This window comes from Roseovarius sp. MBR-79 (assembly GCF_053628555.1).
Window position 1 is genome coordinate 1 of the sequence record NZ_JBRJGP010000026.1, and the last position, 15910, is coordinate 15910.

General features: G+C 61.2%; 13 protein-coding genes. 5 read left to right on the forward strand and 8 right to left on the reverse strand.

Annotated elements, in window-relative coordinates; translation table 11 throughout:
• Positions 1-966: type IV secretion system protein (locus tag ACSSV8_RS17780; RefSeq protein WP_454283344.1), on the forward strand; the 966-nt coding region annotated here is incomplete at its 5' end.
• A 609-nt stretch (positions 967-1575) separates the two neighbouring features.
• Here the strand turns inward: ACSSV8_RS17780 and ACSSV8_RS17785 are convergent.
• From ACSSV8_RS17785 to ACSSV8_RS17795, 3 genes are read right to left on the reverse strand one after another with little or no spacing between them, the layout of a single operon-like run.
• Positions 1576-2775 (reverse strand): nucleotidyltransferase domain-containing protein, encoded by a 1200-nt coding sequence (locus ACSSV8_RS17785; RefSeq protein ID WP_454283345.1) that lies wholly within the window; start codon positions 2773-2775, stop codon positions 1576-1578.
• A complete protein-coding gene (locus ACSSV8_RS17790) occupies positions 2772-3797 on the reverse strand; it encodes a CBASS cGAMP-activated phospholipase (protein ID WP_233486458.1) in 1026 nt (341 codons plus the stop codon). The genes ACSSV8_RS17785 and ACSSV8_RS17790 overlap by 4 nt, the downstream gene beginning before the upstream one ends.
• A 26-nt stretch (positions 3798-3823) precedes the next feature.
• Positions 3824-4048 (reverse strand): DUF2188 domain-containing protein, encoded by a 225-nt coding sequence (locus ACSSV8_RS17795; RefSeq protein ID WP_009815559.1) that lies wholly within the window; start codon positions 4046-4048, stop codon positions 3824-3826.
• Between ACSSV8_RS17795 and ACSSV8_RS17800 the strand changes: the two genes are divergently transcribed.
• A complete protein-coding gene (locus ACSSV8_RS17800; protein ID WP_254656520.1) occupies positions 4028-5236 on the forward strand; it encodes an XRE family transcriptional regulator in 1209 nt (402 codons plus the stop codon). The two genes, ACSSV8_RS17795 and ACSSV8_RS17800, sit on opposite strands and share 21 nt — an antisense overlap.
• Positions 5233-5739 carry a PIN domain-containing protein gene (locus ACSSV8_RS17805; protein WP_009815557.1) on the forward strand — a complete coding sequence of 169 codons (507 nt, stop codon included), beginning with the start codon at positions 5233-5235 and terminating at the stop codon, positions 5737-5739. The genes ACSSV8_RS17800 and ACSSV8_RS17805 overlap by 4 nt, the downstream gene beginning before the upstream one ends.
• A gap of 155 nt (positions 5740-5894) precedes the next feature.
• On the opposite strand, the gene ACSSV8_RS17810 is transcribed toward ACSSV8_RS17805, so the two are convergent.
• From ACSSV8_RS17810 to ACSSV8_RS17830, 5 genes are all read right to left on the reverse strand, one after another.
• Positions 5895-7895 carry a type IV secretory system conjugative DNA transfer family protein gene (locus ACSSV8_RS17810; protein ID WP_009820223.1) on the reverse strand — a complete coding sequence of 667 codons (2001 nt, stop codon included), beginning with the start codon at positions 7893-7895 and terminating at the stop codon, positions 5895-5897.
• An 8-nt stretch (positions 7896-7903) separates the two neighbouring features.
• Positions 7904-10237 carry a relaxase/mobilization nuclease domain-containing protein gene (locus ACSSV8_RS17815; protein ID WP_009820222.1) on the reverse strand — a complete coding sequence of 778 codons (2334 nt, stop codon included), beginning with the start codon at positions 10235-10237 and terminating at the stop codon, positions 7904-7906.
• Entirely contained in the window at positions 10224-10805 is a 582-nt protein-coding gene (locus ACSSV8_RS17820; protein ID WP_009820221.1) for a helix-turn-helix domain-containing protein, read from the reverse strand. The genes ACSSV8_RS17815 and ACSSV8_RS17820 overlap by 14 nt, the downstream gene beginning before the upstream one ends.
• A gap of 562 nt (positions 10806-11367) precedes the next feature.
• The gene (locus ACSSV8_RS17825; protein WP_007120662.1) at positions 11368-11574 is read right to left on the reverse strand and encodes a hypothetical protein; all 207 of its coding nucleotides are present in this window, start codon (positions 11572-11574) and stop codon (positions 11368-11370) included.
• 539 nt (positions 11575-12113) lie between these two features.
• Complete coding sequence (locus ACSSV8_RS17830) at positions 12114-13043, reverse strand: DUF2493 domain-containing protein (RefSeq protein WP_454283346.1); 930 nt, start codon at positions 13041-13043, stop codon at positions 12114-12116.
• Positions 13044-13774: 731 nt separating this feature from the next.
• On the opposite strand from ACSSV8_RS17830, the gene ACSSV8_RS17835 reads away from it, so the two are divergent.
• Together ACSSV8_RS17835 and ACSSV8_RS17840 are read left to right on the forward strand one after the other, a co-directional pair.
• Complete coding sequence (locus ACSSV8_RS17835; RefSeq protein ID WP_009820256.1) at positions 13775-15001, forward strand: ATP-binding protein; 1227 nt, start codon at positions 13775-13777, stop codon at positions 14999-15001.
• Positions 14998-15906, forward strand: coding sequence for a restriction endonuclease (locus ACSSV8_RS17840; RefSeq protein ID WP_009820255.1), 909 nt, complete (start codon positions 14998-15000; stop codon positions 15904-15906). Before ACSSV8_RS17835 ends, ACSSV8_RS17840 begins: the two co-directional genes overlap by 4 nt.
• Positions 15907-15910: the final 4 nt, after the last annotated feature.

Sequence of the window (15910 nt, forward strand, 5' to 3'; positions counted from 1 at the left end):
GGTCTCAAGGCCAACGATCTACAGAACTTTGCACCGCACAGGAGCCAAAATCAGCCCTTAGCGTACTATTCTGCCCCCTCCGGCATCAGACCCCTTATAGGGGTCTTCGCGGCCAACTGGGTCCAGTTCAATGCGCTTGCCTCAGCAATACTGAACGGAATTGACAGCATTGCCGGGGCACTTGTGGCTTCTGTCGGCGGCGGATCACCTGGTCCGTCCGGTACCTTTGCAGAGGAATTTGACGAACTGATTGCAGCGCTCGGGGACTATCTGAATGCTGCGGGATCTGAGCTGAACTGGATGGCGGGTGCCTTGCTTGACACACTTGGGGTTCTGCTGCTCTCGATTCTTGGCGGGTTGGCGGCGTTCATTGTTGTGGCGTCCCGGCTCATGATCGCTCTGCTAATTGGCATTGCGCCAGTGATGATCTTCTTGACCCTGTTCGAGGTGACCAAGGATTATTTCGCGCGCTGGTTATCCGCGCTCATTTCATTCGCGATGTATCCGATCGTCGTCGCCGGAGTGTTCGCGACGATCACGGGGGTCTCTCGGGCGCTTCTTGCCGAGCTTGGCGACCCGGAGGGAGCCTCGAACATAGGGGCCCTTATCCCATTTTTCATGATGGTGCTGATGGCAAAGGGTTTCATCATAGCAACGCCTTTCTTGGTTCGGGCGATTTCCGGAAACATCATGATGCCAGCACTCTCAGCCGGGTTCGGGGGAAGCTATGCCTTCGCCAGAGGGCTTGCAGGTAGCCAACAAGTTTACAATCGCTATGCCATCGGTGGCGCAACTGGGGCTGAATACGCAGCCCTTCGAGCGCGACAATTCTTCGGCGTGCAAGCCTTGCCGAGCCGGCCAAATACTGCTGGAGGGCCAACTGCGGCTCGTCCGGGTGACGCAACCGGAACAGGCGCCCGAATGCTGGCACAGCTTTCGAGACTTGGTAGGTTGGGCAGGCGGTGACAGCCAGGTGCCAAAAACTTGCCAAAACTGCAAAGGTTTCGCCGCGGGTTTTTGTCATTGCTAAACGGTTGATCCCTCGCGACACAAGGCACGTGGCCAAACACGACCGTTTCTGCCACAGGCGGAATCGACAATTTTAGCACCGTGCCACGGCCCTGCGCATCGCCCGATTGCCAACTGGCTCAGGCTCTTCGCCGGGGTGTTGCCCTTCACCTTTCCAGTCGTCTGACCAAAGCCAATCTTCGAAATAATAGAGCCAAAGGTAAGTCCACGGAATGATGGTTTGGTCGATCCGCTTCCGCGCGTCCCATTCCCTGGCACCTGGAAGATAAAGACAAAGGCGCAGCGGATCTCTGTAGACGTGAGGCAAAGGACGCCCTGCCGCCAGCAACTCCAGATCCGGGTCGTCTATCTGAACACCGGGCGTTTGACCCGGCTGAAGCGTGATAGTGGCAAGGTAGGAGCGCGCCAAGGCGGTCGGTTGTATAGGCTCTTGCCATGTCAATTTGTTTGCGCGGACCTGCCCCACACCACTGATAGCCGGGCTTGCCTTCAGGAACAGCAGCTGCTGCGACAGGGTCAGGTCGTATTGCCCGCCTCGTCCTATCATCAATCACCGAAGAACGTATTTGTGGGCACGGTCGTTGATGCTGCGACCTTCGATGTCGTCAGCCCGACCACAGGTGCGACAGAAAGCAGACCCGATTTGCGACCATCCGACACCGCATTGACGCGGTTGCCGAGAACCCGTCCGGTGACACCGGAACCGAACGAACGCTCCATGTTCAATGACACACGGTCCTGACCAACAGCATCGCGAAGGACTTCAAAGTCGGACAGAGCTTGTGCGTGCCACGCATAGAATGCTGGTGCCCGGCGTTCATCCTTGTTCCAATTGTCGGCGAAGTTTTCCCCGTTGGTTGTCTCGTTCAGGATGGCATAGCCCCGCCGTCCGTCCAGAATGGGGCGGTCGATGAAGTGCGGCATCATCCGGATCGTTTCGACCAACAGATCCATTTCGTCATGGAAGACGTGGTTGCGCACGCAATAGGCATAGGACTGCATCGCAAGGGTGGTAATGATAACGGAAATCGGGGCCACGTCTTGCGTGTTGTTCTGATAAAAAACGTCGCGGTGCCGTTTGAGCAATTGCACGATGCGGCGCAGGATGCCTTTCACTGCTTCTCGGACGGGGAACGGCTCCACCGTCGCCTCGTCCCGCCGCATGGCGATAAACTTGCCCACAAAGGTAGGCCGGAGTGCGGCGCGCTCATCGAACAGGGTCTTGTAGGCCCGCGGGTTTGTCGGATGCCATTCCTTCAGAGCCCGGTCGGGCACCAATTCGCCCCGGTTGCCGCAGACCGGGTTTGCTATCGTCGGGGATAGGTCGAGGTGGAAGTCCCCCGCATAGTTGAGACGCCAACAACGCTTTTTTTCTTCGAGAAGGCGCACATAGGTGGCGTGTTCCTTGAGCCGGTTTCCAACCGCCGCCTTCAGGGTCGCTGGTGAGATGCCGGACGCGATACCTGCACAAAAGCAGATCAGATCGACATCGAATTCCCGCCGCCCGATTGGCTTCACGGCCGTTCCAAGCGCACTGGACCCTTGGAGATAGACCAGAACACTGACGAGTAGGGGATCAGTTGAACCGGACAGCCAGTCTCCGACGGCACCATAGCTCTGGCGCGCACGATCAAACTGGGTTTCGGTGAGGTCCAGATCCTCGCCTATCTCGTCCAGGATGGTGAATATCTGCGTGCGCCGCCGAATATCACTGTCGGTCAGCGGCTGTCGCAACATCTGATTCATGCCGCTTTCTCCTTGAGTTGATAGACCGGCACGAAGGTATCGGCAGGCTGGGTGAAAAAGATCGGGGTCAGGTGGGGCTTTGCTTTTCGGGCTTCTGACATACCGAGGCCCTTGAGGCGGCCGATCTTCGTGGTGTCATCCAAGGTAAAAAACCCGCTCGGGACAGACGGCGAAATGCGGTAGATGCGATCCCCATCGTAAGGGTGTCCCGTCAGAAGTTTTGCCATGCCGAGGGCGCCATGTGATTGCCCATCCGCGTAAAGGTTGAGGACTTTGAGGCCGAGTCCGGCAAACCCTGGACTTTCGGGCAGCATGTAGACTTCGTCCAGACACCCCAGGCTCAGAATGCGCAGGTCTGACGGATGCCACCCCAGAAGAGTGATGGCTTCGACGACAGCAATGGCTGTGGGATTGTTGGCCCATGTCCCGCCATCGGTCAGGCCAATATCATCAGCAGTGCGATGTCGCTTGAAATACGTAGGTGCCGCTGCCGTAGCCAGGGCGGCATCAAGCGCAGTCTTGCGATAATCGGTTTGCAGGCGTGTGTGATGCGCGGTCTTGTAGATATAAGGGCTGCGGAGATCGGCATCCCACGCCGGGATCACCAACCGGGTCTGTGATTGCCCGATCAGATCGTTGTTGAGAACGGCCTTGAGTTCACGGGCAAGAATTGCCGCATCGTGCTTTGGACCGACTACGTGCCGACCTGTGGCGGTGAGGGTGCGCCATGCCTGCCGTATCCTCCCCAGCGGTTCATCATCCGCATTGTCCTGACCGAAGATGACAGGCCCGCGACGCTCGTAAAGCTCGAGCAGTTCCTTTGCCGTGCGGCCGAGGCCAAGGCCGAGTGCGATGATGCCACCCGTCGATGTGCCCGCGATGAGATCGAAATAGCGCCCAATGGGCTGGCCCAGATCTTCCTCGAGCCCCGCGAGGAATGCAGCGGGCATCGTGCCCTTAATCCCGCCCCCGTCGATGGAGAGGATGCGACGTATCTGCCTGTTGTTCCCACCGTTGCTCATCCTGACATCCATTCCGCTTATGCTCTTCAGCCTTTCGGCGGATACGGGTCCTTGCCATAGGTGTTGCGCTCGCGGATGCGACCGTTCTCGCCGTGGATCAGCATCTCGCTGCCCTGACGAATGGCGGATTCCCGCGCGGCCGTGATGGCCTCGCGCTGCGTGCCGTGGACGGAAGACGCGCGGGAGTTACCCGCCCCCTTCACTGCCCAACCGCTTTCATGCGGCACAACATGCTGATTTTTCTTAGACATTTCAAGCCTCACGTGTCGATTTCGGTTGACGATGCGACAACCTTGTGTTTAAATATACAGGAAGAAATGGCGTTTATCAACCACAACAATAACCGCCGGGAGAGGATCATGTTCGGACAAAGACTCAGGCTTGCCCGCAAGCGGGCGGGTCTATCCATGCAAGCGCTCGCGGAGCGCGTAACCCCAAGCGTGTCAGCGCAGGCCATCAGCAAATACGAGGCGGACAAGATGATGCCGTCCTCGTCGGTGCTGGTCGGCCTCGGCAAGGCGCTCGGCGTGTCACTGGACTTCCTGCTCGGCGGTCAGGTCGAAGCTCTGGAAAGCGTCGAGTGGCGAAAGAACTCGACCGCCTCGGCGCAGGATCGCGCGATGGCGGAATCCATCGTCATCGAGAAGCTCGAAGACTATCTCGCCATCGAGGACATCCTCGATATGCACCCCGCTGAAGACCCCTTCGCCGCGCTGCGCGTGGACATGGTGGCCGATGAAGAGGCCATCGACTCCAAGGCGCGGGACGTGCGGCGCGAGTGGCAGCTTGGGATCGACCCGATCCCGAGTATGACCGCCCTGCTCGAAGACAAGGGACTCAAGGTCATCGAGGCCGATCTCCCGGAACGCATCAACGGGCTGGCCTGTCATGTCGAACGGGCGGAGGGCGCACCGACTGAGGTGATCGTCGTCTCGCGGCACACCAATGTCGAACGCAAGCGCTTCAACCTCGCCCACGAACTCGCGCACCGGATCATCACCGAAACCGGCAATGCCGCACTGAAAAAGGAGCCCTCGATGCACCGCTTCGCGGGGGCGTTCCTCATTCCGCGTGAGCATCTGGAAGAGGAAGCTGGCCGAAACCGTCACGGCATGACCTGGATAGAGATCATGCGGCTCAAGCGCACCTATGGCGTCTCCGCCGCCGCGATGCTCGTGCGGCTCGGCCAGGTGGGCATCCTGTCGAAGAGCGCTGTGGAATATGCGTTCAAGACCTATGCGCGAAGCTGGCGGCGCGAGGAGCCGGAGCCTATCGGTCCAGGCGAGGGCTTTGCGGCCTTCGAGAAGCCGCAGCGCTTCGAGCGCCTCGTCTGGCGCGCGCTCGGCGAGGAGATGATTTCCCCCGTGCGGGCGGCGCAGATGCTCGGGCTCCCCTTGAGCGTTGTCGAACGCGACATCAGGGGGCCTCGTGACCAGTGACCTGTGTTGTCGTCAATGATGCGTCCTGTCTGATCGACTTGAAGAAGGGAGAGTTGCTGCACGTCCTGCTGCGGCTGCCCTATCGCTTCATCGTGCCCCTGCCCATCCGTGAGGAGGAGCTGCTCGATTTCACGGCGCAGGAATGGCGGATGCTCGAAGACGGTGGCCTCGCCACCTACGATCTGCCGGGGGAAGAAGTCGCGCGGGTTTTCGCTCTAAAGCGGGAACATAGCCGCCTGTCGGCCAATGATTGCTTCGCCCTCGTGACGACAACCTGCCAGGAAAACGGCATCCTCCTGACCGGCGACAACCTTCTACGCAAGGTCGCCACCGCTCGCGCGGTGCGCGTTCATGGCGTCCTCTGGATCATCGACGAGCTGCACGCCGCCGAAGCCTGCGATGTCGGGCTTCTTGTCTCCGCCCTGCAAATCTGGCGGGCGGATGAGGCGGTCTTCCTACCCCCCGCCGAGATCGACAAGCGGCTGCGCCGTCTCGGGGCATAATCTGAACAAGGTGGAGATGGCTGGACCCTGCCCACGACGTTCCGAGCGAAAGATCGAACGGTCATGCAAACCAGCCCCTTTTTTCGGCGTCAAAAAGTATCGTTTGTGACATTCAGCGTTACGGAAGCTACGCGCAGGTCGCCATGCCCGCCACCCTATCGCGCAACCAGCCTTTCACCATCCTCCTCTCGCAGCATCGCTTCCATGTCCTCCAAGCCATCGACTGCAGAGCGCATCTGCGCCTCATCAGCTACGCTCGCTGCCTCTGCATCGGCGACCTGGCTTCCAAAATCCATCTCCATCTGGCGCTGTTCCTCGGCGATAACGGTTTGAACGACAGGCGCGGTCTTTTTTGGAGCGACGTCGGTTTGCTTTGACGTTTGGCTGCCAGCATCTTGGTGTGCGGTCTCCACAACGGCGTCAGACCCACCTGGTCCGTTCGAAGGCGGAGTCATCGGCATGGCGCGCACGCTCAACGGGAGATTGCCCTGCGGCCCCCCTCCCCCCGGCTCCGGAAACGGCAACTCGCCCGTCTGTGCCGCGTGGATCGCGCGGAACAGCCGATCATCAAAATACTGGATCCGTTTGGCTCGGACCGGCATTTGCGCGTCGATCACCATGACGATCTCATCGAGCGGTAGGCGGCGCGCTTCATCTTCAGGCAACAACGAGCTCTCTTCAGTCCGCGTGGATTGGCTGCGGCCCTCGAAGGGGTTCTTGCCGATGGACTGGGACCGCGTGATGACGGTCTTTGTGGTCTTTCCGACAGCCTTGCTGAGCTCCTCGACGGTTTTCTCATCCGAGGGCGTCAGGTAGAGCTTCACGCCGGCATTGCCCTGCAGGGCGCGCCGGGTGTTCTCGCCGTAGATTTCATCGAGGGCGGGAATGGTTTGGGTGACCACAGCGAGGTGACCACGATAGGTCCGCAGCGTCTCGATGCTCTCGACCACGATCGGCATTTTTCCGAGGCGATTGAACTCGTCGAGCATGATCATTACGGGCCAGGGCTCATCCGGCCCCGGGTCCTTTTCCTGCATGGCGGAGAGGAGATCGGAGAAAAACAGCCGGATCAGCGGTGCGAGTGGCTTTACCATCAGCGGCTGGACCACGAGATAGACCGAAAAGGGCTTCTTGCGGATCGTCCGGAAATCAAAGTCCGAGACCGCCGTCGCCTCGTCGATGGCCGGGTTCTGCCATTGATCGAGCCCCGAGGTCATCAGGAGCGAGACGTATGAGGTCAGCGTGTCGTTGTTGGTTGAGGCCAGCCGGGTGAAGATCAGCTTGGCGGCCCTGTTGTCGACCTCATGGCCCCGCGCGAAGTATTCCTTCTGCTTGTTCCCTCCGGAGGCCGCGATGCGATAGATCTCGCCCAAGGTGGGGCGCTTGCGCTGGAACGCCAGCAGACCTGCCGCCACGAAGAGATCGATCCCGCCTTTGAGCAGGCCCTGCACCCGGTCATTGTCGCTTTGCAGGAAGAGCGTCGCCAGAAGCTGTAATTCCATCTGTTGGCGCGCGGGATCTTTCAGCTCGAAGATACGCAGGAGCGGGTTGTAGCGATGCGTGCGCTTGCCCTCCCAATCGGTGGGGGCAAAGCGATAGACCTTGTCGCCTTGAGCTGCGCGGTGCCGGGCCGTGGCCTCGAAACACTCGCCCTTCACATCGAGCGTCACGGCGGAGCCTTTCCAGGTCAACAGGTTCGGAATGACGAAGCCCGTGGTCTTGCCGCGGCCCGTGGGCGCCACGATCAGCGCATGGGGGAAGACCTTGGAGCAGATGTAGCTGGCGCGGGAGCCCGGCGGCCCCAGCTTGCCGAGGATGAACCCGGTGCCGGGCGCCCCGAAGAACCCATTGGCCTTCATCTCGCGCGCGCTCTGCCAATGGGTCTGGCCAAAGCGTGTCAGGGCGGACCCCGAGAGGGCGAGGCTCAGCATGAGGCCGGCGGCGGCGAAGCTGCCGATGATCAGGTGAATAAGTTGCGCGTCCTCCGGGCGGCGGTCCAGGATCGCCAGATAGTTCTGCGCGATATAGGCAAAGTCGATCTCGGCCCCAAACCCGAGATCCTGGTAGGTCAGCACCGCCGAGGCGATGGTATAGCCCATGGCCCCGGTCACCAGCGTCACAAGCAGGACGCCCGTGGCGATCCGCGCCTTTCCCATGGAGGCGCTCAATGGACCTGACCCCGCTCGGTCTCTCCATCCACGTCTGTCGCGCGGTGTTTTTCGTATTCGGTGTCGGCAAGATCATCGACCACCTGGCGCAAGCCCTCCGTGTTGGCCGTCGCGGCATCGGATTGCAGATAGACCTTGGCGACATAGAGCCGGTCGAGGCGGTCCTCGAGAACCTTCTCCAGCGCATCGGCATCGCCAGATGTGAGCCGGTCGAGTTGGCGGTCATCCAGCACCCGCGCGATCTCGTCGCGAAATGCGTCCCGCTCCGCCTCGGTCTCGAAGGGCGCGGACAACTCCCCCGCCCGCTCATGCTCCAGGACACGCGTAATCTCGTCTGCAAGGCGGTCGGCACGGTCAGACTGCGGCGCAGTTTCATCGCGGGTCGCGAGGATGTCGTCGCGCGTGCCAGACCCAAGCCCGTCGCGCATCTCGTTTTCGCGGCGGACCTGATTGATGACCTCCGTGTCCCGTATCTCGACGACGGCCGCATAGGTCGCACCGAGCCCACGGGCAAGGTGGGACGGCATGTCCGGATAGCGCGCGCGCAAGTCATCCGTGACAGCATCTGCAACGGGCGTGCGGACGTCGCGTCCCTCCATGATCCGGTCGACTTCTCGGGTGATCTCGCTGGCGCGGGCCGCATCGGTGATGGTCTCCCTGTAGGGTTCAGACCGGTCGATCACATCGCCAGGACGTGCGAGCAGGTCCGGGCGTGCCTCGAGATACGCGCGCTGCTCCGTCTCGATCCGGCGCTCCGCCCTTGAGACAACCTCCCAGTCCCGGTCCTCCACCTGCTGCGCTGTCAGGCCGTCTGCGCGCATCTCCTGACGGATTGTCCCTTCCATCGCCCGCACCGCGTCCCCGTGATAATGGAACCGCTCGCTGATCGGTTCCGCTTCCATGACGCCATCCCGGCGCAGCACCTGTTCGCGTTCCAGCAGCGTGCCGAGCGCGACATGCACATCGTTGAGAATGTCGCGGGCCTGTTCCAGATCGGCGCGGCGCTCGAGATTCAGATCCCGCGCCTCGGCCACCTTTGAGAGATCGTCTGCGATCCATTGATGCTCGAGCGCTGCATTTGAGGCGCCGGTCTCGATCCGGGCCACCACTTCCGATGTGCTGATCCCGGTGCCCCGTAGTGCCGCGTCAATGCGCGATCTCAGGTCGGGCTCTGCCAGACGCTCGCGCTGGCTGGCGTCGATATTGGCCTCAGAATAGATTCCACCCTCCGAGGGCGCGTCTGAGAGCGAGCCCGAGCGCAGCCCCAAGGGCTGCATGTGCTGGACCTGCGCCTGGATGGCGGTGAGGCTTTTCTCGAGCGCGGGCCGCTCGGCATCGGGCTTCTCGGCGATCATGCCCTGCACCCGCGCGAGCTTCTCCGCATAGAGGCTTCTCAGATCCTCGAAACTTTGATCTTCGGCCATATAAACATCTCCTGTTCGGTCCACCTGCCCGCCGCGCGCCAGCACCTCGCCCGCGCGGAAGAGTGCCGCGGCAATATCCTCGCGGGCCTCGCGCGAAGCCTCCGCGGCCAGCGAATGGTAGACGGTTCTGGTGTTGGCGATCTCCGCCAGCGTCCGCGTCAGGTCCTGCCCCACGCGTTCGCGCTCGCGGGGCGCGCGACCCTCTTCTTTCGCGGCATAAACTTCGCTGGTGCGGGCGGGGTAATGCACGACGCCGCGATCCACCCGGCGCGTGGCCTCGAGGCGCACGCCGTACTTCTCAGCCTCCTCGACCATGGCGAGGCGGAAGTCGTCATAGTTGAAGCGATGGTTGCGCCCCAAGAAGAAGAACTCGCCCTCCTGCGAGCGGCGGTTCAGCACCAGATGCGCATGGGGATGATCGCGGTCCTCATGCACCGCGATGATGTAGTCGAAATGCCCCGCATCGGTCTGGAAGAACCGCTCGGCCACGTCCGTTGCGATGTCGCGCACATCCTCGCCCCGCGTGCCGATGGGGAAGGACATGAGCATATGGGTGGTCTGTCCGAGCTTGGGCTTGAAGCCCGCATCCCACCGTTTGGCAAAGCGCTCGGTCAGATCCTTGATGTCACCCGCCTCGAGCTTGGACTTGCCATCCAGGAACCCGCTACTGTCCACGATATGGGTGGACTTGGTTGTGAGGTAGTCGAGCTGGTTTGCGAGCTGCGATTTGGTATGCGTACCCCCGCCCCGGATCGCCTTGAAGACCGCTGGCCGATGCCCCGCAGCCGCGCGCACAAGCTGGCTCTGCTTGGCCACGTGCAGCCCTTGCATCGAGCCCCGAACGCGGCTCCAGCCATCCCGGAAGACCTCGCCCGTGACGGCATGGACGGCATCATTCAGCCGCATGGGCAAACTCCCTCAAGGCTGCCGTGGCCTGCAGCTGCATTGCGTCCCGACGGCGGCGCAGGAGCAGATCGATCTCGTCAGCGGAATCCAGAATGAACCGCGCCAGCCCGCGCATCTGCGCAAGGCGCAATTCGGTGAACTCCGGGCCAGCCCCCTGCCCCTGCCGGTTGGCCTGCGTCATCTGCTTGGCGATCTGCGCGACCCCATTACCGACCTCGTGCAGAGAGGCGCGGTAGCGCGCCATTTCGGCCGCCATCTGCGCGTCCGGAACGAACACCCCGCCTGCCGCCTGAATGAGCCGCCTGAGCCCCTCGGCACGGCTCTCGATCCCGGCCTCTGCCAGCACCTCGTCGAGCGCCGCGAGCTCCGCAGCCGTGACCTTTACACTGACCGCTGAGACCGGAATTGCGGCATCCGTCTGGCGCTCGGCATCAGCTTTGAGCGTGTACTGAATCGCCCGCACCGACACGCCAAACCGTTCCGCTAGCACTGAAGTGGAAACGCCTTCCGCAGCTTCGCGAACGATCTCCATGCGTTCCGCATCTGAGAGACGTTTTGAGCGCGACATGCGAAGAAAGACCCCCTATTTCCTGCCACCTTCCACCAAGGCTGCCCCTACATTACGATAATATAACAATCTGTCAATTATATACTTACGTCGCATTCAGTCTCAGGCAGCCTTGGTGTCCGCTTCACGCCGCGGCCCGCAGGGACGCGGCTCTGCCGCCCTCACCACCGGGCGACCCACCTGTCCTAGGGGTCCCGTCCACCAGCCCCGCCCGAAGGTCTGCCCGAACACCACGTGTTCGGACGGAACCGCGGGCGGGCGCAAACCCCACCGACAGGGCGGACAGGCAGGGTCAAGGAGGGCCAGATTTGGGCCCCCAAATCTCTGCCGCAAAAACCGGGAGGCCCTGGCCGATAGGTTTTTGTGGATGGCCCCCTTGAGGCTGACTGGCCGGTCTGTCGCGGCCAGACTATTGCGAGCGGCGATCGTCCTTTGAGAGCGCAAGGACCGGCACCAAGGGGACGTCGCTGTCGGCGATCACCCGCGCCGGAACCGGCATCCCTGGAACAGGGACAGGGCCGCCCCAAGATCGTCCTGGGGCGGCCCATCTTCGTCAGAGGATTCAGTCCTGGGGATCTTTCGCGCTCGGCGGGAACATCACCAGCTCCGAGACCGCGACCGGGAAGTCGAGCTTGAGGCTAAAGAACTCCGAGCCGTCCCCGTTGCGGGTGTTGCGGAACATCGCACCCACGCGCTGAAAACGGGTGCGCTCCTGGCCATCGGTGTCGGTGAACTTGACGGGGACGGTAGCGACGTAGTGGTTGGTCATTTGGGTTACTCCTTATTGCGATGGGGATCACCCGGCACGGGGGCAAGAGGCCCGGTCGCAAGCGCAAATGCGGAGGGTCCGCGGCTCCGCCGTGGAAGCCGTATTTGTGCTTGCCGAAGCGTAAGCTGAGGGCACGATTGGGCCGACCCCGTGCGATCAACATCGATGAGCAAAAAGGAGAGAACCGGATGACCCTTGCCATCACGCAGCCGCCACCATCCGCGTCCGCGTCCCGCCGAGCCTGGCCGGAGTGCTGACGGAGCCCGCCCGCGTGGATGCAATGTTCCGCAACACCACCCGAGGGACGTGCAGGTCTTCAGCCTCATTTGCGACGTCTCGACCGCTCGCGTCTTGCGCTGCTGACGATGTGCGTGAGGTGCGCACCATCCCCAGCCCGTACCGATGCGGATGGGCCGCACTCTGGTGGACCGGGTAGAGGGGTGACGGTGCTGGCCGCCGCAGCCCGTCCGTCACGCGTGACCGACCGCACACGCCATGAGACATGACGAAAGGGCCGCGCAAAGCGCGACCCTCTCTCTTCAATCCTGCGACGCCGTCTTCGCCGGGTCCGCAACCCGCATGACCGTCAGGCCTTTCGCTTCCGCCTTCTGCCCGAGGTTCAGCGCGACCCCGTTGCCGCCGAAGAGTAGAACTCCCGTCGCCGCGAACTTGTCGTCCAGCATTTCGTCGTTGCACTTGAACGGTGCCGCCCGCCCGTGCGCGGACCAGCGCGGATCGAAGCGCGCCTGTGCGACCCCGCGTGCCCGGGCCCACCGAGCCGCGATCATCTCCGCCCCATGCTTGCCACCCTTATGGCAGAGGAAGATCTCCTGATTGCGGTTCTGCTTGATCCGTTCGCGAACCTTATCGAGCGTGTTGAAGATCACATCGACATCGGTCCAGTCGGTGGCGCCTGAGACGATCAGGGGAACCCCCTCGACTTTGGATTTCTCGGCGGTTTCACGGTCGTGCTGCTCCAGGAGCTGCCGCGCCTCGAATACCGCCCCGGTCTCCTGCGCCCGGACGCTTGCGCGCGACCCGGCTGCCGGGATGAAGGCGTGGCCCGTCTCGACCTCGTAGCATTCCGCCGCCGCCTCGCTCATCACCTCGATGGCGCTGACAATCTCCCTCAGCTGCAAAAAGCGCGCCTGCGCTTCTTCGAGCGCGGTCTCGGCGATCTCCGATCCGTCGTGAGATTTTGCCAGCGCGCCGATCTTGTCGGCGGTGCGGTCGACCTCCTTGCCAAGCGCCACCTTGCGGCGCTGCAGGATCGTCGCGAGCCCATGGGCCAGCGGTTCGATTTCGGCTTCAAGCCCGGTCCCGCGCAGCTGACCGACCAAAGCCTCGAAGCTCTCGCGGATGATGCGGTCGGTCAGGACGTGATCCTCCGGGATCGGCAGCTGCGCGTCCTTCTCGGTCAGTCCGAAAAGCTCGATGGTCTCGTAGGTGTTTGCGTTATCGTAAGCCATGTCTGGTCTCCAGTGTTCGTTTCCAAGGCCACCACGTGAGTGTGGGGGCATGGCCGAATGCCTGGTTTCCGAATCTGCCCGGGTCAGGGACGGCGCAGCCGCCGGCTTGCCGGGCGCAAAAGTTTTCCGCGCGCAGCACCGGACGCATTCACGCCCTCACGCACGGGACCGCCCCGCACCACTGGCCCCGCCCTCGCCGAAAAGTTTTGCGATCCTTGACGCGGGCTGATTTGGGGGCCATCCGGAGGATATGCTTCCGCACTCATGTGTGTGTGTTTTGACGGTAGGTTTGCCCGACCCGAGCAGGCAAACGGCCCGACCGGACGCGGGAGACGGATGAAGTGGCGGGATCGTTTTGGCCTCGGGCCAAAACAGACCAGAGCGCAATCCGGCGGAACGGCCGGGGAGGGACGTGCTCGGGAGGCGGGCAAACCGGGATGGCGGGTGCGACGCCGCGGTGAGGCCGCATGGCCGAATGCGCGACGGACCGTAGGGCCGTTCTCCCCTGCGACACGCGAAGCCGAGCTGGGGAGGCCGACAGGCCCAGCTTCACGATAGACGACCAAAAACTCGCGTTTCCAAAGTAGGCAGGATCGTCGCCAGAATCATAAACTTGTGAGCTTGAGGTTGTACGCTTTCGTTTAGTCGGGCCCTGTCTTTCAATTAGTCGGCGCTTGACTTTCAATTGGTCGGGTGCGCACTTTCAATCTGTCGAAAGGAGCCGTGCGACGATGTACCCAAGATTTGCCAAGGCTAGAGTGGAAGAGGCGCTGTCCGACACCCGAGTGGTTCTCATCTCGGGGCCGCGTCAGTCCGGCAAAACGACGCTTGCAACCGACATCGCGTCGGACAAAACACCCTTTCTGACATTGGACGATGCCAACGTGTTGCGGTCAGCAATCAATGATCCGATCGGTTTCGTCCGCGGATTGGACCGCGCGGTGATCGATGAGATCCAACGCGCGCCCGACCTTCTACTCGCCATTAAAAACCTAGTCGATGACGACAAGACACCAGGGCGGTTCCTCCTAACAGGTTCGGCCAACCTGATGACCATTCCAAAAGCGGCGGATTCCCTTGCCGGTCGCATGGAGGTCGTTCGGTTACTGCCTCTCTCACAGGCAGAAATACTGGGCACTAAATCAGACTTCATTGATCGAGCATTCACCGGAGAAAAGCCGACGGCCGACCACATGATCATAGGCGACGAGCTCGTTATCAACGTGCTTACAGGAGGGTATCCCGAAGCGCTCAGCCGAACGCGATGGTCGCGGAAGCAGGATTGGTATCATAGCTATCTTGATGCGATCGTCCAGCGTGACGTCCGTGACGTCGCACAGATCGAACAACTCGCCATCATGCCAAAACTCATGTCAGTGCTTGCCGAGCACTCAGGTCAGTTAGTCAACTACACGGGTATCGGTGCCGGCCTCGACCTCAATCATGTCACCACGCAGAAGTATGTGAGTGTCTTCGAGAGCCTCTACCTCGTTCATACCCTGAAGCCGTGGTTCACAAACCGTCTGAAACGCCTGACCAAGTCACCCAAGTTACATTTTCTCGATGCGGGCCTCCTCGCGGCGATGCGCGATGTATCACCGGAAGTGGTCGGTAAGGACAAAACGAGCTTCGGTGCAATCCTGGAGACCTTCGTGTTCAGTGAATTGCGGAAGATCGCGACGTGGAGCGAACAGAGGTGCACGTTTTCGCATTTCAGGGATAAAGATAAGAACGAGGTCGATATCGTGTTGGAGAACCGCCGCGGCGAGGTCGTCGGGATCGAAGTAAAGTCATCCGCCACCGTTTCGGCGGGAGATTTTTCAGGCATGCGCAAGCTCGCAGACGCATGCGGAGAGAAATTCGTCCAGGGAATGGTTCTTTACGACCACGATAAGGTCGTCCCGTTCGGCGAGAACATGTTCGCGGCCCCGCTTTCATGCCTGTGGAGCCGCTCATGAATCTCGTCGAGGAACAATGCGTTGAGGACCTAGCAGACCTGCTCTACAACTTTTTGCCTGGGAGCGGAAACTCCCGGACCGCGTTCCCATTGGCGGCTGCACAAGTCCAATGCCAAGACCTGTGGACGGGCGGGAGCAAACGCCCCGCAATCGTCCAAATGTTATCATCAACCCTCGGTCAGCGGCGACACAAGTTTAGCTCATTGATGTTGACGATCGTACGGCAATCGATGACCTGGCGTAGAGGCAAAGGAGATCCGCTAACCCGCGCGGAGGTAAATGCATTAAACGTGCTCCTCTTGCGCCTATCGCTAAAGGTGCCCGAGCTCAACGATCCAGCATTTCTTGATTCCCTACCGAGTGACCAAATCGAGCCGGAGACGCCGCCGGCGGAAGCGAGGACCACCACGCTGTCGGATGAGCTGGCAAAAACACTATCGGCGCGACTGATCGGCCTATTTGACCACCCTCCACAGCGGCGCGGCTACGAATATGAAGGCTTTCTAACCGAACTTTTTGCCGCCTACGGTCTAACGCCGCGAGCACCTTTTAAGCTAACAGGAGAACAGATTGACGGAAGTTTCAAGCTGCACGGCGAGACTTACCTTGTCGAAGCCAAATGGCAGGCTGGCCTCACAGGGCAATCCGATCTGCTAACCTTTTCTGGAAAAGTCTCTGGCAAGGCGACGTGGACGCGTGGACTCTTTATCAGTAATTCTGGTTTCTCAGTAGACGGCCTGAAAGCTTTTGGGACGGGTAGGCGCACGAACATAATCTGCGCCGATGGCTTCGATCTGCATCAGGTCGTTCACAACCGTCTCTCATTGATCGACGTTCTTGACGGAAAGCTGCGGCGAGCTGCCGAAACCAATCAGGCGTTCGTTCCTGTCCGAGAATTGCTATGATGAG